This is a genomic window from Stenotrophomonas sp. STEN023 (assembly GCF_056760135.1).
Map to the genome: position 1 here is coordinate 1 of NZ_JBRREF010000038.1, position 17,733 is coordinate 17,733.

Here is a 17,733-nt window from a genome sequence, read left to right on the forward strand (position 1 = left end):
CCCCCGCCCCCCCCCCCCGCCCCCCCCCCCCCGCCCCCCACCACACCCCCCCCCCCCCCCGGGGGGGGGGGGGGGGCCCGGGCCCCCTGCCCCCCCCCCCCCTCGCCCATGGCGATAAGGCAGTCGGCTCCTCTGAGCGACGCCCTGGAAGCACGATATGAACCCTGCCCTCGACAGGATTCCCACAGTTTTTGCGTCGACAGTGATCTTTCGTGATCCGTTGCGGCCCCGGCCTTAAATTCATCTCGCGCGCGAAGCGTCTTACCTGACTTCCACGCTGATCCCTGATCTTCCACCACCCAGTCGGTCATAGCCACTCTTCAGACCGCATCGATCGCCTTGCATCGACGTAGGCACTTCTTTCACGTGGCGCCATCTCCCGGATACGAAACGCCCCCAAGTGCCGCTCCGGCCTGCGTCCAATGCCCTGTTCCTGCAGTCTTCGATGATCAACACGATCTGCGATGCCATTGCGCTGCAGGTGCTCGTTAATGATGCTCGCAACCATGTGCCGCGTCTCGATTAAGCCTTCACGTACCTGCACGCTCGTTCTTCCGCATGCGTCCTTTCTGCACCCGCCCGTTTCAGGCCTAGCAGGGTTGTACCTGCGGAACATCTGCGATGCTGATCGGTTGATTCCATCGGGCAAGCGATCTGACACCATCAAGTGCAGGTGCAAGTTCACTCCTCCTTCGAGCGATGCGACAGGCGCATGGACTGCGAACTCATAGGGCTTAGCACCTGCTAAGAAGCGAATGAGATCCTTCACCAGGTCTCTCGATCTGGAGTCGATAAGCTCATTGGGGAGCGCAACGATGAACTCCCTGTACGCGGCTCCATTTATCCGCTCATTTGCATCTGCCGCTGACCAGAATCTTCCTATGTCGTCCTCTGCCCAGTCAGGCAAGTTTCCGTACCCCGTATCGACGAGGTCTTCTCGGGACCCGTTCTTGCCATCTCGGCGAATGTAAGCGCCATGCCCAGTCGCTTTGCCTTTGGAACCAGATTTGAGCTGTAGATGGAAGATTGCCATGGTTGACCTCAGTTTCGGTAATGAAAAAGGCCAGTGACGTCGGTCACTGGCCTTTGTAGTACGGCTGAACTGCTGCCGTATTTGATTTTTAGGAGAAACGGTAAGTGCGCATCGCTATTCCCCCCCTACTACTAGCTACTTAGTCACTACCAGTTGGGATCACTCTGAACACCCCGTGCAACTTGCCTTCTCTCATACTTTATGCAACTACACGTAACGTTTTACGTATCACTACCGTTTACTGGCCCCATGCCGTTGGGCTAAGAGCCATCAGCTTCCCGCTATGCACTAGATAGCGAACCGTCACCTTCACAGACGGACAGCATGCAGCGTCATCCGGCCCCTGTTCGAGCTTGACCATATTCACCACGCCATCCAGAACCATCAGCTCGTCCACAGCCTCCTGATACGCTGCGACGATCATCGAGTTGGTGGACTTCAGCACACCGCCCTCTCGCGTGAACGCCACCATGTGTGTCGCGTACGAGTTCCCGCCGTCGGTGGCATTTAGCATGTAGACAACCACCAGGTCCTCTACACCATCACCATTGAGATCAGCGGTGAATGAGCGCCTGACTTCAACATCCTCTTCCGCTTGGCCGTACACGAAGGCCTGTCGAGCGATGGCTTCATTGATCACCTGATCATCTGTTGCTGCGGTTCCCTGCGTAACTCGCTTACCTGCTTCTTTCTCAGGCATGCAGTCCACCTCCTCCGCCTGAGTTGCCGTCAGGCCTGCAGGCACCTCACAGCCGGCCAGGTTTATGTCGCCAGCCTGCGTCAATGACTCTTCCTTCTTGCAGCTTGCCAGTGCCATCACTGCGGACACCAACAGCAGTGGTACGCCTAACTTCTTCATGAGCACTCCTTCTCTATGCCTGCTTCTATGAGGCAAAACAAAATCACGGGGTATAGGCGGACGTGCTTGCGCACGTCCGCCCTTATCGAACGATCCACCCTGCACTACCGCTTATCGGATCCGTCACAGACCCAGCAGTCCGGATCCAGGCCGCGGGCGATCTTGTCAGCCCGGATGGCTTCCTGCCTGGCCTTGGACGCAGCCTCTCGCTGCGAGGGTGTCTTCAGGCGAATCGACCCGTACCGCTTCTCAGCCTCTGCCAGCAGTACGTCTTGCTTTGGCGTCAGCGTGAAGTCATCGCTCTCGGAGATCGAACGGTGGAGTGCCCACATTTCTGGCTCTGTCAGGTACTCGGTGCCGTCCTGCAGGTACCGGGCCTGCGAAACCAACTTGCCGCTCTCGTACGTCACACGCTCTGAGACTGCCCCGTTCTGCTCCCAGTAGGCCTCCCATACGCCAATCGGGACACTCCCCCTGAAGCTGCCTTTTGTCTTGACCTTGCCGTCCGGGTAGTAAAGGACGGCCTCACCCTCCAGTGCACTATCGACTGCAGCGGCTTCATAAGAGAGCTGCTTCGGGTTGTCAGCGAAATAGATCTGGATACGCCCGTTGACCTGTCCGTCCTTCATCCCAAGAACAACACCTGGATTGCCAGCCTTGGTGTGGAACACGGTCTCCCCGTCGAGACCTCCGTCTGTGCGTCGACCTTCATATGCCACCACCTGTGATTGGGGGTAGCGGCAGATGTAGTGGCCTCCTACCAGACCCTCCTCTACGTCCACATCGCAGACGTAGTCCATGTTCCCAAGCAGTGCCGTCATGCTCGTGGGCTGATTGGTATTGAGGTTCTGGAAGATCTTCCGCAGCGGCCCCAGCAGTGGTTCGATCTGGCTGTGAGGTACACCCGTCACCTGACCATCGAACGGCTCGTTGGCACCGGCTTCGTAGATCTTGCCGTTACTCAGGTCCGCGTTGCGCCAGTCCAGCACTGGCTTGCTGCACCCAGCTAGAAGAAGCGCAGCCGTCATGGCTGCTACGTATTTGATGCGTTTCATGAGATTCCTTGTGAATGAGATTTCAGAGCAGGCCGCATAGGGGCATGACAGACAGCTAAGTGCACCGCTGTCGCCAGTGCGGCCATTGATCTATTTGGGATGGCCTGTCAGCGATTCCGACACTGATTGGCAGCTATTCCGAGCTGGTCCACGAAGTCCGCCGGCGGATAGCCCTGTGCGTCGATAGCCAGAAGGCCCTTTTCGCCGTAGTGCTCCTGCAGCTTGTCGACGGCGCATTTGCAGTTGGACTTGGATCCACCACCGCTCATGCAGCTGTCGATGAACTGGCCTCGGACCTTATCCAGTTCGCTGCTGCACGCGCACAGGCCCAGCGTGATGAGTGCAACCGTGAGCATCTTTTGGATTCTCGATCCCATGCTTATCGCCTCCTCACGAACACGAGCAGGGAGAAGATCACCACTATCCAGATCAGCCCGCCGATCATCTTCCCCAGCGAAGGAAAGACCACTGCGGGCCAGATCAGGCCCTGCCCAAGGTTGTAGAAGAAGCCCTTGTACGCGTAGCGGCCCCAGAAATCGAAGCAAACCGCTGCGATTAGCACGGTCACGCCGTACAGGCCTATCAGGTACCTCATGTCATTCCTTTGTTGGTTGAAGTCAGTTGGTTTCTTGCAGGTACTGGCTGACAGCCACGAACAGGGTTCGCAGGTCATCAGGGTTGGGGATGCTCAGCGAGGCGTAGTGCTCGCCATGAATCCGGATATGAGCGCCATGTGCGGTGATCTCGGTCAGACAGCCCAGTAAGCGGATGTCTGCCTCCTCGAACTTGGCCTTGCTCCGGATCTGACCATCTGTGATCAGAACCCCTTCCCTGGCACCGCCAAATACGGTGTCGTCGATAAGCGCGACCACGTCTTGGGCACGGATACCGCCGCCGTAACTATCTAGGGCGCCTAGGAGCTTCTTCCTCGGGATATGGGGAGCGACGAACACCCGCTCGAAGGGCTCGTTAACGAACTCCAGCCCTTCCAGTGCTTGGCGTAGCGAACGTAGCGGTGGAGGCTGGGTGGGCTTGGCCTGCTGAGCACGCGGCTCGAGAGGGGGTTTAGGTGCGGGCCCTGACTTGATTGAGACGGATGCTTGGGTCCGATCAAACCTTTCGCGCTCCTCGGGATCCTTGAGGACTGAGTACGCCTTGTTCAGGGCCTGCATCTTCCCCGTCGCCCACTTGACGGCGGTGTCGTCCCCTACGGCGTATCGATCGGGGTGGTACTGGCTCCGGCGCCCCTTGTAGGCAAGTTCGATCTCCCAGAGATTTGCCTCGGGGCGAACCCCGAGGACTTCGTAGTGGTTTTCTTGCGACATCCATTTCTCCGTAGCGGGCTACTCGGGAGGCCCCTGTAACCAACTCCTGCTTGACTAATCGACCCTCTATCTGTGAAATAGAGTCTGCCACACTGATAGAGGGTTCGTCATGATGGGTGCCCATCCGATCGCATCGATTCCTGCGTGTCTGAAGCCCTTCGCTCCCTGTTCGCCGCGCGTCTTGTGCAGGCCCGCCAAATGCGCGGGCTAAGCCAGCGCGCCTTGGGAGATCGCATGGGACTTGGAAAGGAAAAGGGCTCATCTCGGATAAATCGCTACGAACACCAAGTCACAGCCGTTGGCTTTGATAGCTTGGACACGTTGGCTCAAGTACTTGACGTACCACCAGCGTATTTGTTGGCCGATTCTCAGGAGATGGCGCAGACAATCTTGCTGTTCTCCAATATCGCGCCGGAGAAGCAAGCAAGCGCTGTTCAACTTTTGGAGCTATTGCAGCAGAATCCTGATTTGATTGAGCAGTTGCATTTGCTTGTACCGGATCTGGTCACTAAGCCTTAGGCATTAGCGCTACATATCCGCCTGCTCCAGCAGCAGCGCCTTTGCTAAGCAATTACCCGCACGATTACGAAGGCGAGTTGCAGCCTCTCTGACCCTCGCTCTTTGACGCCAGTTCCCTGAGTCGGCCGACTTCTCCAACTCCCTAGCCTGGCGATCTAGTTCCGCGGCCAAGGCACGCGCTTGCGGAGCCTTGGTCACCGACCAAGGCTTTCCTTTTTCTTTCATGGTTTGTCTCCCAATCGCTTGTGGCTAGATGTAGCCGAGTTGAGCCATGGACGTGTGCTGATCAGCTGCCACTACGAAGTGATCGAGCACCCTCACCTCCACCAGCGCCAATGCGTCCTTCAGACGCGATGTAACTGCGCGATCCGCAGCTGAAGGCTCGCAATGCCCACTTGGATGGTTATGAGCGAAAAGGACTGCAGCTGCGTTCCAGAACAAGGCGCGTTGGACCACAACCCGCGGATGGACCTCTGCACCATCGATGGACCCCGAGAACAAACGCTCTACGCCTATCAGTCGATTGCGGGTATCCAGGAAGGCAACCTCAAAGTGTTCACGGGCTTCGCCTCCAATGCGAAGACGGAAAAAGCGACCTGCCACGTCTGGATCGCAAAACAAGGGGCCGGTGGTTGAGGCCCTGGCTTCGAGGATCCGCAGTGCCTTGGCGATCATTGCGTCATCACGCCCACTGGCGCTCTCATGAGCGTTCTCGTATCGATCTCCTGCAGCTGGATTCGAGGTCATGCAGCCTCTCCTATCAGCTCGTTCCAGGCTCTTTGCTTCAGTAGAGCTCCTTGACCGAACCAAGCTGCATCAAGCCTGTTCTCCGTGCTTTGTGCCCGACGATGGTGGTCCACGAACTCGGTAATGCTATTGAGAAGACCGAAAGCGGTTCCCTTGCTAGTCCGCAAGCTCGATCCTCTACCTTCACCGTCATACAGGGCCTTCACCTTGGCAACAGCCCTCTCATTCACAGCTACCTTGTCGCGCTGGGCTGTTTGATAGGTCAGCAGTCTTCGGAGCATTGAGTCGACCGAGTCCGGATCGACCGGTGTGTCACAAAGGGTCCGCATGCGTTCAACGAAGCCTTCCCAGCCCGCGACGGTGATACCCAACTGAGTCTTCACCTTGTCCGCATCAAAGGTGCTGCGATGCGGCACCTTGATAGCTCCTGCTCGCTCTCCCACAGCGATATGCAAGGTGTTGTTGCAGACAACCCTTACGGAGGTGAACTGAGCCGTGGTGGCTAGCGTTCCATCGCAAGCCGTTGCTAGCAGGAGATAGCCATTCACCTGGTCTTGGCCCTTCAAGGCAACGCCCTTCCCCGTCTTGGCTAGCGCCCAGAACCTCCGCCCGCCCCGAAGAACGCCGGCAGTCTCCAACTCAAAACCGCTATGGCGTGTCAGATCCCGATAGAACTCGAGGATCTCCCGCGGCTGGACGACCTGGTAGCGCTTGGATACGACAGCGAGAGGGCGCTTGGTATCAGAGCGGTAGAGCACTTTCTGGCTCGGAAAAGCACGCGCGGGGTACTGCTCATTTCTGTCTGTGACAAAGCGAACCTCAGCCTCCTCCAGAGACCAGTTCATTCCAGCGCGCTCACGCCAGACATCAATGGACTGACCTGACGCCAACTGGCTCCCGATGCCATGCCAGGGAACTTTTCCTGCATAAGCCATGGTTTCAACGTGATGCATCTTGATCTCCTTTCATCGACGACATAACGCACAAGGCCCGGACAATGCCGGGCCTTGTGGATATATTTCGATGGTTGGTTTAGTCGTGAGAATCGCGCCCGAACTGGTCCGGACGGGTAAATGAACACCGCGCTACGGCCGATAGGATCGCGGCGGCTACGATGAATACGCAGTAAAGGAACTCAGACTTATCTTTCATACCTTGCACTCGAAGTGATGCGCCTGCGCGCGGAGCGCAGGCAAAGCAGGAGGATCCTGCTTCAACGTAGTACTAAGGGTATGAAATAATTTCCAATCAAAAACGGAACTTTGATTTAGCACAACGCCCACGCCAGGTACATGCCGGCCGGTGGCTAGTGGCTGACCAAGATCCTTCTGTTAATTGAAACAACATGGGAATTTGGTAGCTGATTGATATACATAAATGCTAGATGCCAGTGGATCATTACGTATCCGACCTAGTTCATACTCTCTGCAACAAGGGGCGCATGAACGGTGCCAAGAGCTACTTCCAACAACTCGCATTGCACCTAATACTTCCAACTGATCACAGGCCGAACTCCCGCTTGAAGTTCGATAGCACTTCGTTGGTGTAGTAGTAGTCCGGCTCGTGCTTCGCCGCACGCACCATCACCTGGAAATCCGGGTTCTCCGGATCATCGGAGTTGAACTTCACCAAGCCAATACCAACCACGCCGGCAAGCGCATCCAGACGCTTCAAGTCGGACTGGTTGGAGTTGCGGGGCACAGCGATATAAACCCGATGCGCGAAGAGCTTGTAAGCACAGGCTTGACCGAAGGCGACGATCAGGCTCTGCGTGTCAATTTTGATTTCGACGGCCAGGACTTCCGTCGTGAATTTGATCGGATCACTTGGCTTGGCCGCGTACAGGCCGATGACATCGGGCGTGCCCCACTTCCCGCCCGCGCCATTGCCACCAATAGGCTGGGCGACAGTAACCTCTTCCAAGTCGTTTTCCAGCCAGTCTGCAAAGGGCTGATAGAAGTCCGATTCGCGGTGCTTGCCCGCAATCGTTACAGGCGCTGCCGCAGGCGTGGCATCAGCTTGCGCAGAGCCTTCGATCGCGTAAATGCCCCGATCGGGTCGAATGACATTGGAATGCGGGTGGTTGCGATAGTGATGAAGCGATCCAGCCACCGTGTTCTTGTTCTCGTCAGGCAACGCTGCCCGGACGGCGCGGTGTAGATCAGCCCAGCGGATGCCCGTAGGGTTGGCCTTGATGATTTCGTAGGCGGCGTCGGCCACCCGCTTGCGCGCCGTGGTCATCCCCCCCCCTTTACCGCGTGCTTCAGCTGCTCGTGGATATCCCGCCCCTGCTCATCCTTCTTCGTGGCCATGAGGTAAATCCCCTGCCCCTTAGATGCCTTTTGCCACAGATGCCCCATCTGCGCTTTAGCCTTGCTGTCGTCGTTGGATACTCGATCCCCACCCTTATATTCCACAACCAGCAAGCGCCCGTCTTTGAGCTTGGCGACGAAGTCGGGATAATGGTTACCGGAAGCGGTGGGAATTGAGAACTGGGTCTTATGGACCAGGTTGCGCACCCAAAACTCCACCTCATCGAGCATGTCAAGTGCCAGAGCGCAGGTGAGCTCCTCCGCCAGTTTTCCATCCTTGCGCTTGTGCGGTAGATCGCCTGGGATGGCGTAATAATGCTTCTGCCATTTAACCTTCGCCTCGCATGGATAGCGCATCGGGTAGGCATTCGGGTCGAACTTGAAGGCATGGTTGAAGCTGGCCTCAACCGGTGCATCACTGGCAAACAGCACTGTCTGGTAATTGCTCTCTGACGCCTTGATACGCGCTTGGGCAATCTGCTCATCAAGCTTACGGGCGATGACATATTTGCCCCGCACCAACTGCGTCAGGTCAAAGCCACGCTGGAACAACTGCTGCATGCCACGGCGGATCCACTCCACCAACTCGGGCTGTGGGACATCCAGCGCTCGCACTCGCCGGTCTAGGAAGTCCACCAGTTCCTTGTCGGTCCACTCCACTGCCAAACCATGCATGTAGGCCACCTGCGGCTCGGCCACCGGCGTCCAGCCCACTTCCTGACCTTCGATGTCCACCAGAAAGGTCTTGGTCTGCTCGCTGTAGCGGAAGGTGGCCAGGTCCGCCGGATAGTCGTTGATCGACCAGCCATGGATGTCCAGGAACAGATCCGCGCGGATTTCCAGCGCCAACATCCCTTGGATAAACATCAGCTTTGGCACCTCAAACGCCAACTGCCTCTGTGCAGGCGTTTCCCGCACGGCCGCAGTGCGCACATTGTGGTGTGCCAGTCGCCTACCTGCTTCGGCCTGCAGCCGCTTTGGCAGCGTATCCACGATCGCCTCTTGCGTAGCGTCATCAACCTGACCCTGCACGGTGATGACGAACTCCGTCTTATCCTGGCTGGGCTGAACTTGAACCTTTCCCCGATCGGCCGCCGGGATGTTAGTCAGGTCCGGGGCCTTGGGGAGTATCAATGTCAAAGTTGGCTGGGCGAAGGTCGTGCCCGAGCCACCCTTCAACGGAAGTTCTGGCGTGATCGACTGCTGCGCTTCCACCGGGTTAAAACCCATGGCCTCCAAGTCGTCCGTCAACTCTTGGGCCACCTGACCAAAGCTAGGACTCACCACATGCGAGTAAGCCTTATTCAACTCCTCCTGCTTGCGCTTCCGCGCATACGGCATGCGCAACACACGACCCAGCAATTGCTCGATAGCGGTGCCTGAGCGCTGCTGCGTGAGCGAGCACAGAACATAGGCAAAGGAGCAATCCCAGCCTTCCTTCAACGCGTCCTTGGTGATGATGATGTTGACTAGGCATCCGGGATCGAACAGGTCGATGTCATCCAGGTCCCGCTGATCGCCCGTGGCAATGGCAATCTGCTCCTTGGGTATCTGCTCATTCTCGACCAGGTGCTTGTGCACAGCCTCCACCGTGGCTGTCATGTTCTTGTTTTCGGCCTGAATCAACAGGATGGGCCGCAGGTAGTCGGGCGCCTCACCAGGTGCGAGCATTGCCAAGTAGGACCGCCGCTGCAATGCAGCCTGCAAACACTCCTCCCAGCCGTCCACATGCTCTTTGAGCACGACCGGCAGCTTGATCATGTGCTCCGCTTTCAGCTCGCTGGCGGACACGCGCACCAAGATGTTGCTGCTCATGTCAGGCGTGGCTGTCAGCTCCACAATCAGGCTCGGCGCCAGGCGCTCGTAGACTTGGTAGGACAGATTCGTATTGGCGTTGTGCGCCTCGTCGGTGATGACCAGCGAGCGGTGCAGCTTCAGGAGGTTGGCGAAAGAGTATTTGGATCGGCCCGCTCCCTCCTTCATTTCCAGGCCCGACAGGTCCGAACCCGTAATGAAGTGCGGCTCTAGGTCTTCCTTGTCTGCGTAGAAATCCCGGATTTCGGTGTCCCCAACGCGAGCGGAGGCCATCGTGCCAATGACCAAGCACAGCTTTTCATTCAAGTCCTTTGGGCGAATCTGGCCGTTGTCGGCGATGTCGAACACCGCGACATTACCAACGCCGAACGCCGCATCCAGTTCCCTGCGATACGGATGTTTGGGATTTCGGAACGCCTCCAGCGTCTGCGTCTTGATCTGCTTGCTGGGAACCAGCCAAAGCACCAACGGGAGCTCCCGTTCAAGGTAGGAGATGGCCGCTTGCTTGATGATGTGCGCCCCCAACACAGTCTTGCCGCCACCCGTGGGGATACGCAGGCAAACATAAGGAACGTCTTCCAAGCTCTCAACGGGCTCCTTCGTATCACCCAAAATGGGCCGGTAATACACTGCGTTGCCATCGGCCTGGGCGGTGGCTTCAAAGGCTTTGGCCGGGCCTTCCACACGCGCCTGCGCGAGGAACAGAGCCAGACGTTTCAGAGATCGGTCCTGATACTCCTTCAAATCCATGTTAGCGCGCCTTGAGGTCGTAGGGGGTTTGCTTGAACACGATTCCCAGGCTGGCTAATCGCTCGGGACTCAATCGCGTTGCTTCGCCGTAAATGACCTTACGGCCTTCACACGGAGGCAGTTCGGACAGGAGTTTGAGCGTTAGCACGTTGCCGCCCGATACACTCTTGTCGCCTAAGATTCCGTTATAGAGCAGGTAGTATCCTGTGCCCTCGTGCTCGCCTAGGAAGGCCGTCTTTGGAGCACGAGTAGAGCGCGCGGTGCCGGTCTCGGCGAACCACACATGCGCTGCCAGCCACTCAAACTTGATGCCCTCTCGGATGTGGTTGTTCTCATCGAAAACGGACGGCCCCAGGCGGTAGTAGCGAAAGCCTCCGCCTCCTTTCCAGCCCACGGCCTTGGAAATCCCCGATTGCTCACCCTCGACTACCGCCTGCAACCGCGGCTGGCACTTGGACTGCGCGTGTTCGCCCCGCTCCACGCCGATCCACCTGCGATTCATCTTGTGGGCGGCGGCTGCGGTTGTACCCGATCCTAGGTAACTATCCAGCACAATGTCGCCCTCCTGGGTTGCCAGATCCAGGCAGCGCTTGATTAGCGCCTCGGGTTTCTTGCTCTTGGGGAACTCAACCCCTCCTTCCTTATGTAGGTTGTTGGACAACAGATCGTCCCAAAGCGTCGTCAGTGGCTCACCAGCCACAAGCTCGCCATCGACCTCTTTCAACTTTCCCGAATAAAAGATGATCCGCTGCCCGCCGATGAAATACATGTCCGAATGCTCTTCACGAGCCAAGTGCATGATGTTCGTGGGCTTAGCTAAGGATGCATCGATCATCTCCTGAGCTTCCTTGCTCACGGCGTTGTAGTCAGGCCGCACGAACTGCGCCACTTGCTTGGCATGCTCAATCACGAAATCATTGAGATAGGCTTCCAAACCGTCCCCAAGCTCCTTTTTTAGCTCTGCCGCTTTCTTGCCAGCTGCTTCCGCAACCGCAGCCGTGAGTGTTGTGAACTTCCATTTGGAGTGGTGCTCATGCGGGTTGATCAAGAACTTCCCATAGCGCTTGTCGCGCTCGCGGCCGGTGAACACGCGGCTGGGCTTCCACTCGGTCTTGTTCTTGGCGTAGACCAAAATGAAGTTGGTGGTACTTACCATTCCCGGGTTGATGGCCTTGTGGCCAGTCGGAGCTCCCTGCTTGAAGGACACGACGGCCACCCTGTTCTTCCGGCCCATGATTTCATCAAGGATGGCGATCAGGTAGCCAAGCTCGTTGTCGTCAATGTGCACGAACAGCGTGCCGTCTTCGGACATGAGCTGCCTCAGCAGCTCCATGGCCGGATAAATCATCGACAGCCAGATCGAGTGCTCCAGATTGTCGTCGTAATTTTTGAACGCCTGGCCTGTGTTAAACGGGGGGTCGGCGTAGACGCACTTCACTTGCCCCCCGTAGTAGGGCAACAACGCCTTCAAAGCGTCCAAGTTGTCGCCCTCGATTAGCATATTAGGCGCATCGGCGTCACCCACGTCCAGCTTCTGGACGGACTCCAGCAGCCGATACGGGGCTCTGCCTGACAAACCAAGACTCTGCTTGCGATCTAACCACTCCAACCACGGCATCAGGCGCCCCTTATCAAACTTTCTCGACTATGCCCAAGTATACCGACGCATCCAATGAGAGCTTCTCTTTCCCGTTCCACATTGCGGAAGAAGGCATTGAGCTCTGAAGTCTGACTGTCATTCGCTTGGAGTTCCCATCAGACCAACGCTCGTCGACTGGGTCATACGCTTCCATTACACACTACAGAAGAACACCTTGCTCGGCTGCTGCCGAGCAAGGCCATCTAACAACCCAAGAGAAGAATCAGCCTACCAACTTTAGCTACGGCTGACCTTTTCCCTTCAACTTATCCAAGTAATCTGCCCATGCCTGCATCATCTTCCTGCGCTCCGGCAGATGTTCTGCCCGGTTGTAAGCCGCTTTAATAGGATTTCTTTCAGAGTGAGCAAGCTGCCTTTCGATTGCATCTGATGTCCATCCCATCTCATGCAACAACGTCGAGGCCATGCTCCTGAAGCCATGCCCGGTCATGTCGTCAGTCCCGTAGCCCAGGCGTCGAAGAGCTGCATTGACAGTGTTTTCGCTCATTGGATCCCTCGAACTACGAACGGACGGAAATACGTAGCGCCCTTTTCCCGTGACCGGCCGTAGCTCCTCGAGCACCGCAACTGCCTGTTTGGATAGAGGAACAACGTGAGCTATTCCCATCTTCATTTTCGTTGCAGGAATATTCCACTGCTTAACAGCGAGGTCGAACTCTCCCCACTCCGCCTTACGCAACTCACCTGGACGGGTGAAAACTAGTGGAGCAAAGCGGAGCGCACATTGCGTCACGAGTTGCCCCATGTATCCATCAATCGCGCGCATCAACTCCCCCACCTTCGCGGGGTCAGTGATTGAGGCGTAGTGCCGATTCTTGGCCGTCTTCAAAGCACCGCGAAGAGCACTGGTCGGATCGCGATCCAGACGTCCTGTGGCCACAGCGTAGCGAAAGACCTGCCCACAGATTTGGCGAAGGCGCTGCGTGGACTCGATCTTCTCCTGAGCCTCCAGTCTGCGCAGCACCGCCAAAACCTCTGCAGTTCCAATCTCGTTGACCTGCCTTTTACCCAACCAAGGGAAGGCATACGTCTCGAGCATCCATGCCGCCTTCTCCCGCGTTGACTGCGCCAAGTCCCCCCGGGACTGAAGCCATTCGATGGCTATCGCCTGGAAGCGGACATCCACCGACAATTTGGACGTGAGCTTGCTCAACTGCTTGTGCTCGGATGGATCGCGTCCAGCACGAAGTTTCGCCCTAGCCTCATCCCGGGCTTCTCCAGCTTCCTTCAACGAAACCTCGGGGTACACCCCGATCGCCAGCAGCTTCTCCTTTCCATCCCAGCGGTACTTCATCCGCCAGTACCTGGCCCCATTGGGCATCACATGCAGATAAAGACCTGCACCTGCTGCCAGCTTGTACGGCTTCTCCTTGGCCTTCGCATTGCGCGCGGCCATATCTGTCAGTTGCTTAGCACCCATTGGGGGTACATCCTCCTTGCTGAATTCCATTTTCCAAAATGTACCCCCACTTGTACCCCCAACGTCGCTGGATGTACGTGGACAAGCTCGGACCAAAGCGCACAAAAAAGCCCGCATTTCTGCGGGCTTAGTATGAATTCTGGACTTGCTTGGACGCCATAGGATCAGGTGATGGTGCCGCTTATCCGAATCGAACGGATGACCTACTGTTTACAAGACAGTTGCTCTACCAACTGAGCTAAAGCGGCAAGGCGTGTTACGTGCTGCGGTTGCGCGATGGTAGCGCTGCAACCTGGGGAAAGCCCAGTCGAAACCGATGCTTCCCGATCCTCGCGGTGGCGGGGCGCGCCATTCTACCGCAGACGCGCGCAATCCAACGACTGTTGTTGGGCGGCAGCGGCGCGCTGCTTCAAGCTGGCCGGGGTAGCGGCACCGGCGGTGGCGGTGTCCAGCCACCAGCTGGCGGCGATTTCGGTGCCGCTGGTGGCCAGTTTGGCCGGGAAGCCGGCGGCGGTCAGGCTGGCCAGGCGGCGCTCGGCGCCTTCGCGGTTGCGGTATTGGCCCAGCGCGACGGCGTTGGCTTCCTCACCCTGGGAGACGATGAAGTAATCGCTGAAACCGGCGTCGACGATGCGCTTGGCAGTGGCCTGGGCTTCCTCGCGTGAGGCCGCCGGGGCGATCAGCACCCGGTAGCTGCTGGCGGCCTTGCCCGGCACTTCACGCAGGCGCGGGCGCGCCGCATCGGCGCCCAGCGCGGTCAGCGCCGCCTGGGCCTGGGCCTGGGTAGCGTAAGGGCCAAGACTGGCGCACTGCACGACGGCAGGTGGTTTCACCTCCGCGGGCTTGGCTTCGGTGGGCCTGGTTTCTACTGCTGCAGTGGCAACTGGCGGCACTTCCGCAGGCTTGGCAGCAGTAGTTGCAGCTGGCACTGGTGTGAGCGCAGCTGCATCCGGTGCCACTGCAGGCGCGGCCTCAGCCACAGCCGGTGCAGCCATATTGGTGCTGCCCGCTGCAGGCGAAGGCAACACTTCCAGACTGGCAACGCCGGGCTCGGGACGTGGTGCAGCGACGACCGGTTCAGCGCGTGGTGCCATCCACCACAGCGCGACACCAACATTGAGGATGGCCAGCAGGACGATAAGGAGGCGGGTCAGCATGCGGTGATCCTACCCGGCGCACGCGCCGTGGTGAACTGCCCAGCGCGCCAGCCCGTCCAGCACCAGCGCAGGCCGGTAATCGGCATCGGGCAGCAGCGGCAGCAAGGGCAATGCACCGCCGCCATGTACCACCAGCACCGGCTCGCTGCCGAGCAGCTGCTGTGCCTGGCGCAGGCTGCGCTCGACCAGCGCCACTGCCGCACCATCACAGCCGGAAGCCAATGCATCAGCGGTGTCATTGGCGAACTCGGCGTAATCGCCGCCCGTGGCCGGCAACTGCACAGCGCGCGCATGCAAGGCTTCGCGCATAACTGTTGGCGAAGCGCCAATACGGCCGCCACGGTGCAGGCCATCGGCATCAATCAGGTCGATGGTCAGCGCGGTGCCAACGCCGACCACCAGCACCGATTGCCGGGCGGGCGCGACTGCCAGCAATCCGAGGAAACGGTCCACGCCAAACTTCTCCGGGCGCGCATAGGCCACGGTTACGCCGGCACACTGCGGCAGGGTTCTGGCAACGTGCACCGTGCTGAAGCGGCTCTGCAGGATCTGCATGACTTCCGCGGTCAGCGTTGCCGATGCAACGCTTGCGACCCACGCGGTATCGCCTTGCGGCAGGGCATCCAGCGCGCTTGCGGTGATCGCCTCGGCGCCATGTGCCCAGGCCTGCACGCAGCCGGCGCGGTCGCCTTGCAGTGGCGCGAATTTGAAACGCGAATTGCCCAGGTCAAACAACCAATCGCTCATGCCGCCCTCACGCTGACTTCGCCGGCATGGAAACAGGTTTCCCGCCCATCAATATTCACCCGCAATGCGCCGTCCTCGGCCAGCCCACAGGCCACGCCATCGTGCAGCACACCGGCTTCTTCCACCCGCACCGCACGGCCCTGCAACACATCCATGGTCGCGTAGCGCGGCAGGAACGGGGCCAGTCCGTACTGTTCGAATTGCTCAAGCGCCGGCAGCAACGAGGCCAACAAGGCCGCAACCACGGTATTGCGCGACACCTCGGCGCCGGCCAGCGTGTCCAGATCGGTCCAGGGCTGGCCGATGTCGGCGGCGGTCGCCTGCGGCATGCGCACGTTCAAACCCAATCCAATCACCGCCCGTGCCGGCCCGGCGAACTCGCCGCCACCCTCCACCAGCAGGCCGCCGAGCTTGTGCCCATCCACCACCACGTCGTTCGGCCACTTCAGCCCAGCATGGCTGAAACCCAGCCCGTGCAGGGCTTCGACCACCGCCACGCCGACCGCCAGGCTCAGCCCGCCCATCCGCGACAGCCCGCCGCCAAAGCCGCGCGACAGCGACAGATAGACATGGGCGGCCAGCGGCGAGGCCCAATGCCGGCCACGACGGCCGCGACCACCGGTCTGGCGCTCGGCCAGCAGCACCGCCGTTCCGCGCTCAGGCGCGCTGCGCTGCAGCAATTCCGTGTTGGTGGAGCTCAGTGTCCAGCCTATTTCCAGTTCGGACAGCAGTGGCAACACCGCCACCGGCAGGCCCGCGCGGATCTGTTCCGGGTCCAGCAGTTCCAGTGCCTGTGCCAGCCGGTAGCCGTCGCCAGCGCGGCCTTCGATCACCACGCCAGCGGCGCGAAGTCCTTGAATTCGCTTCCAGACGGCCGCCCGGGTCAGCCCCAGCTCGCGCGCCAGCGCGTCGCCGGACAACGCTCCGGCTCCCAGCTTGGCCAGCAATTGGCGGTCATCCACGGCAGTTTCCTCACAACAGATCGGGAAATTATGCGGCAAGCCCCCGAGAGCGCCCAGCGTCGGGGCCCATTTCCGGAGAAAAAGCAGGCTAGAATCGGAAATTCGCCCGCCCTTGGATGTTGACGATGCGCCACCTCGCTCATTGCCTGATCCTGTTGCTGGCGCCGGTTGCAGCGCAGGCTTCGGACGCGCTCGGCGGCGCTGGCCAAAGTGCGTGCAGCTACGCCCCGGCCGAAGTGGAGCGGGTAGCCGCCCCGGCTGCCGCCGTTGGCATCGCCAACGCCCCGCCGGCAACCCCGGTCCCGGCCAAGACCGCCACCCCGCGTGCTGCCGGTGGTGGCAGCGACGATGACCTGCTGCCGCGCCTGCGTGCACCGCGCTGGCACCGTCTGCTGCCCGGAATGTTCCGCTGATCCAGTCGTTGTTGCGCTGGTGGCAGCGCACCCCGCCGCCGCTTGATGACGCCCTCTGGCAGCAGACCTGCCGGCATTGCCTGTGGCTGTCCGGGTTATCCAGCGAACGCGAACGCAAGCTGCGGGCGCTGGTGGCGCTGTTCCTGCAGCGCAAGACCATCATCCCGGTTGCCGGGCTGGAACTGGACGACGGCCAACGCATGCTGCTGGCCGCCCTGTGCTGCCTGCCGCTGATCGAGTTCGGCCGCGAAGGCCTGCATGGTTGGTCGGAACTGGTGGTCTACCCGGATGCTTTCCGCGTACGCCACAGCCATACCGATGCTGCCGGCGTGCTGCATGAGTGGGATGACGAGCTGATCGGCGAAGCCTGGGGCAGCGGTCCGCTGATCCTGTCGTGGGCCGATGTGCAGGGTGATATTGCGGATCCGCAGGCCGGCTTCTGCGTGGCCGTGCATGAGATGGCGCACAAGATCGATGCACTCGATGGTGCCATCGATGGCACGCCACCGTTGCCGCGCGAGTGGCAGCGGCAATGGGCGCAGGATTTCCAGCAGGCCTATGACGCGTTCTGCGCGCAGGTGGATGCGGATGTTGAGACCGTGATTGATCCCTATGCGGCGGAAGCGCCGGAGGAGTTCTTTGCGGTGGTCAGCGAGTATCACTTCTCCGCACCGGAACTGCTGGCGGAGACGATGCCGGCGGTGGCCGCGCATCTGCGGCGGTTTTATGGGCCGGTTGAGGCTGGGCTGCGGTAGAGCAAGAGAAAGATCAAAAGCGAACCCCTCCCCAGCCCTCCCCTACGCACCACGTGCGCAAGGGAGGGAGCAGAGCACGCGCTTTCGCTCCCTCCCTTTGGCGCAGCCAAGGGGAGGGTTGGGGAGGGGTCGGTTTTTGACCTTGGCTTCAGCTCAAGCGCAAGAAACACAAAGAACACGCACGCGGCCGGCAACACCCAGGCC

18 protein-coding genes and 1 tRNA gene are annotated in these 17,733 nt (G+C 59.4%); 3 read left to right on the forward strand and 16 right to left on the reverse strand.

The genetic code is table 11. The features are described from left to right. Positions 1-307: 307 nt before the first annotated feature. The 6 genes from ACVOLV_RS12125 to ACVOLV_RS12150 all read right to left on the reverse strand — a co-directional run bounded on the left by ACVOLV_RS12125 (position 308) and on the right by ACVOLV_RS12150 (position 4,272). Positions 308-1,033: a MobA/MobL family protein gene (locus ACVOLV_RS12125; protein WP_481554612.1), complete on the reverse strand. Its 726-nt coding sequence runs from the start codon at positions 1,031-1,033 to the stop codon at positions 308-310. Positions 1,034-1,271: 238 nt separating this feature from the next. Then, complete coding sequence (locus ACVOLV_RS12130) at positions 1,272-1,892, reverse strand: hypothetical protein (RefSeq protein ID WP_481554613.1); 621 nt, start codon at positions 1,890-1,892, stop codon at positions 1,272-1,274. Positions 1,893-1,996: 104 nt separating this feature from the next. Then, positions 1,997-2,947 carry a toxin-antitoxin system YwqK family antitoxin gene (locus ACVOLV_RS12135; RefSeq protein ID WP_481554614.1) on the reverse strand — a complete coding sequence of 317 codons (951 nt, stop codon included), beginning with the start codon at positions 2,945-2,947 and terminating at the stop codon, positions 1,997-1,999. A gap of 107 nt (positions 2,948-3,054) precedes the next feature. Next, positions 3,055-3,303, reverse strand: a complete 249-nt coding sequence (locus tag ACVOLV_RS12140; RefSeq protein WP_481554615.1) for a hypothetical protein — start codon at positions 3,301-3,303, stop codon at positions 3,055-3,057. 23 nt (positions 3,304-3,326) lie between these two features. Then, positions 3,327-3,542 (reverse strand): hypothetical protein, encoded by a 216-nt coding sequence (locus ACVOLV_RS12145; protein ID WP_481554616.1) that lies wholly within the window; start codon positions 3,540-3,542, stop codon positions 3,327-3,329. A gap of 22 nt (positions 3,543-3,564) precedes the next feature. Continuing rightward, positions 3,565-4,272 (reverse strand): J domain-containing protein, encoded by a 708-nt coding sequence (locus ACVOLV_RS12150; RefSeq protein WP_481554617.1) that lies wholly within the window; start codon positions 4,270-4,272, stop codon positions 3,565-3,567. A 144-nt stretch (positions 4,273-4,416) separates the two neighbouring features. Between ACVOLV_RS12150 and ACVOLV_RS12155 the strand changes: the two genes are divergently transcribed. After that, entirely contained in the window at positions 4,417-4,791 is a 375-nt protein-coding gene (locus tag ACVOLV_RS12155; protein ID WP_481554618.1) for a helix-turn-helix domain-containing protein, read from the forward strand. A gap of 249 nt (positions 4,792-5,040) precedes the next feature. Here ACVOLV_RS12155 and ACVOLV_RS12160 read toward each other — a convergent pair whose 3' ends face one another. From ACVOLV_RS12160 to birA, 10 genes are all read right to left on the reverse strand, one after another. Further along, on the reverse strand, positions 5,041-5,538 hold the full coding sequence (locus ACVOLV_RS12160) for a JAB domain-containing protein (RefSeq protein ID WP_481554619.1): 498 nt from the start codon (positions 5,536-5,538) through the stop codon (positions 5,041-5,043). Continuing rightward, entirely contained in the window at positions 5,535-6,491 is a 957-nt protein-coding gene (locus tag ACVOLV_RS12165; protein ID WP_481554620.1) for a DUF932 domain-containing protein, read from the reverse strand. The genes ACVOLV_RS12160 and ACVOLV_RS12165 overlap by 4 nt, the downstream gene beginning before the upstream one ends. A 547-nt stretch (positions 6,492-7,038) precedes the next feature. Beyond that, complete coding sequence (locus tag ACVOLV_RS12170) at positions 7,039-7,779, reverse strand: hypothetical protein (RefSeq protein WP_481554621.1); 741 nt, start codon at positions 7,777-7,779, stop codon at positions 7,039-7,041. Then, positions 7,776-10,415 (reverse strand): DEAD/DEAH box helicase, encoded by a 2,640-nt coding sequence (locus ACVOLV_RS12175; protein WP_481554622.1) that lies wholly within the window; start codon positions 10,413-10,415, stop codon positions 7,776-7,778. The genes ACVOLV_RS12170 and ACVOLV_RS12175 overlap by 4 nt, the downstream gene beginning before the upstream one ends. Before the next feature lies 1 nt (position 10,416). After that, entirely contained in the window at positions 10,417-12,033 is a 1,617-nt protein-coding gene (locus ACVOLV_RS12180) for a site-specific DNA-methyltransferase (protein WP_481554623.1), read from the reverse strand. A 262-nt stretch (positions 12,034-12,295) separates the two neighbouring features. Then, positions 12,296-13,495, reverse strand: coding sequence for a tyrosine-type recombinase/integrase (locus ACVOLV_RS12185; RefSeq protein WP_481554624.1), 1,200 nt, complete (start codon positions 13,493-13,495; stop codon positions 12,296-12,298). 172 nt (positions 13,496-13,667) lie between these two features. Then, positions 13,668-13,743: transfer RNA gene (locus ACVOLV_RS12190), tRNA-Thr, on the reverse strand. 105 nt (positions 13,744-13,848) lie between these two features. Next, positions 13,849-14,652, reverse strand: a complete 804-nt coding sequence (locus tag ACVOLV_RS12195; protein WP_481554625.1) for an SPOR domain-containing protein — start codon at positions 14,650-14,652, stop codon at positions 13,849-13,851. A 9-nt stretch (positions 14,653-14,661) separates the two neighbouring features. Further along, complete coding sequence (locus tag ACVOLV_RS12200) at positions 14,662-15,399, reverse strand: type III pantothenate kinase (RefSeq protein ID WP_481554626.1); 738 nt, start codon at positions 15,397-15,399, stop codon at positions 14,662-14,664. Beyond that, complete coding sequence (birA, locus tag ACVOLV_RS12205; RefSeq protein ID WP_481554627.1) at positions 15,396-16,361, reverse strand: bifunctional biotin--[acetyl-CoA-carboxylase] ligase/biotin operon repressor BirA; 966 nt, start codon at positions 16,359-16,361, stop codon at positions 15,396-15,398. The genes ACVOLV_RS12200 and birA overlap by 4 nt, the downstream gene beginning before the upstream one ends. Positions 16,362-16,486: 125 nt before the next feature. On the opposite strand from birA, the gene ACVOLV_RS12210 reads away from it, so the two are divergent. Continuing rightward, positions 16,487-16,774, forward strand: coding sequence for a hypothetical protein (locus ACVOLV_RS12210; protein ID WP_303748438.1), 288 nt, complete (start codon positions 16,487-16,489; stop codon positions 16,772-16,774). An 8-nt stretch (positions 16,775-16,782) separates the two neighbouring features. Further along, entirely contained in the window at positions 16,783-17,529 is a 747-nt protein-coding gene (locus tag ACVOLV_RS12215; protein ID WP_481554628.1) for a M90 family metallopeptidase, read from the forward strand. The last annotated feature ends 204 nt before the right edge of the window (positions 17,530-17,733 follow it).

Coding starts and splice junctions, on each gene's coding strand:
- ACVOLV_RS12125 (WP_481554612.1), bottom strand. CDS start 1,033: ATGGCAATCTTCCATCTACAGCTCAAATCTGGTTCCAAAGGCAAAGCG.
- ACVOLV_RS12130 (WP_481554613.1), bottom strand. CDS start 1,892: ATGAAGAAGTTAGGCGTACCACTGCTGTTGGTGTCCGCAGTGATGGCA.
- ACVOLV_RS12135 (WP_481554614.1), bottom strand. CDS start 2,947: ATGAAACGCATCAAATACGTAGCAGCCATGACGGCTGCGCTTCTTCTA.
- ACVOLV_RS12140 (WP_481554615.1), bottom strand. CDS start 3,303: ATGCTCACGGTTGCACTCATCACGCTGGGCCTGTGCGCGTGCAGCAGC.
- ACVOLV_RS12145 (WP_481554616.1), bottom strand. CDS start 3,542: ATGAGGTACCTGATAGGCCTGTACGGCGTGACCGTGCTAATCGCAGCG.
- ACVOLV_RS12150 (WP_481554617.1), bottom strand. CDS start 4,272: ATGTCGCAAGAAAACCACTACGAAGTCCTCGGGGTTCGCCCCGAGGCA.
- ACVOLV_RS12160 (WP_481554619.1), bottom strand. CDS start 5,538: ATGACCTCGAATCCAGCTGCAGGAGATCGATACGAGAACGCTCATGAG.
- ACVOLV_RS12165 (WP_481554620.1), bottom strand. CDS start 6,491: ATGCATCACGTTGAAACCATGGCTTATGCAGGAAAAGTTCCCTGGCAT.
- ACVOLV_RS12170 (WP_481554621.1), bottom strand. CDS start 7,779: ATGACCACGGCGCGCAAGCGGGTGGCCGACGCCGCCTACGAAATCATC.
- ACVOLV_RS12175 (WP_481554622.1), bottom strand. CDS start 10,415: ATGGATTTGAAGGAGTATCAGGACCGATCTCTGAAACGTCTGGCTCTG.
- ACVOLV_RS12180 (WP_481554623.1), bottom strand. CDS start 12,033: ATGCCGTGGTTGGAGTGGTTAGATCGCAAGCAGAGTCTTGGTTTGTCA.
- ACVOLV_RS12185 (WP_481554624.1), bottom strand. CDS start 13,495: ATGGGTGCTAAGCAACTGACAGATATGGCCGCGCGCAATGCGAAGGCC.
- ACVOLV_RS12195 (WP_481554625.1), bottom strand. CDS start 14,652: ATGCTGACCCGCCTCCTTATCGTCCTGCTGGCCATCCTCAATGTTGGT.
- ACVOLV_RS12200 (WP_481554626.1), bottom strand. CDS start 15,399: ATGAGCGATTGGTTGTTTGACCTGGGCAATTCGCGTTTCAAATTCGCG.
- ACVOLV_RS12210 (WP_303748438.1), top strand. CDS start 16,487: ATGCGCCACCTCGCTCATTGCCTGATCCTGTTGCTGGCGCCGGTTGCA.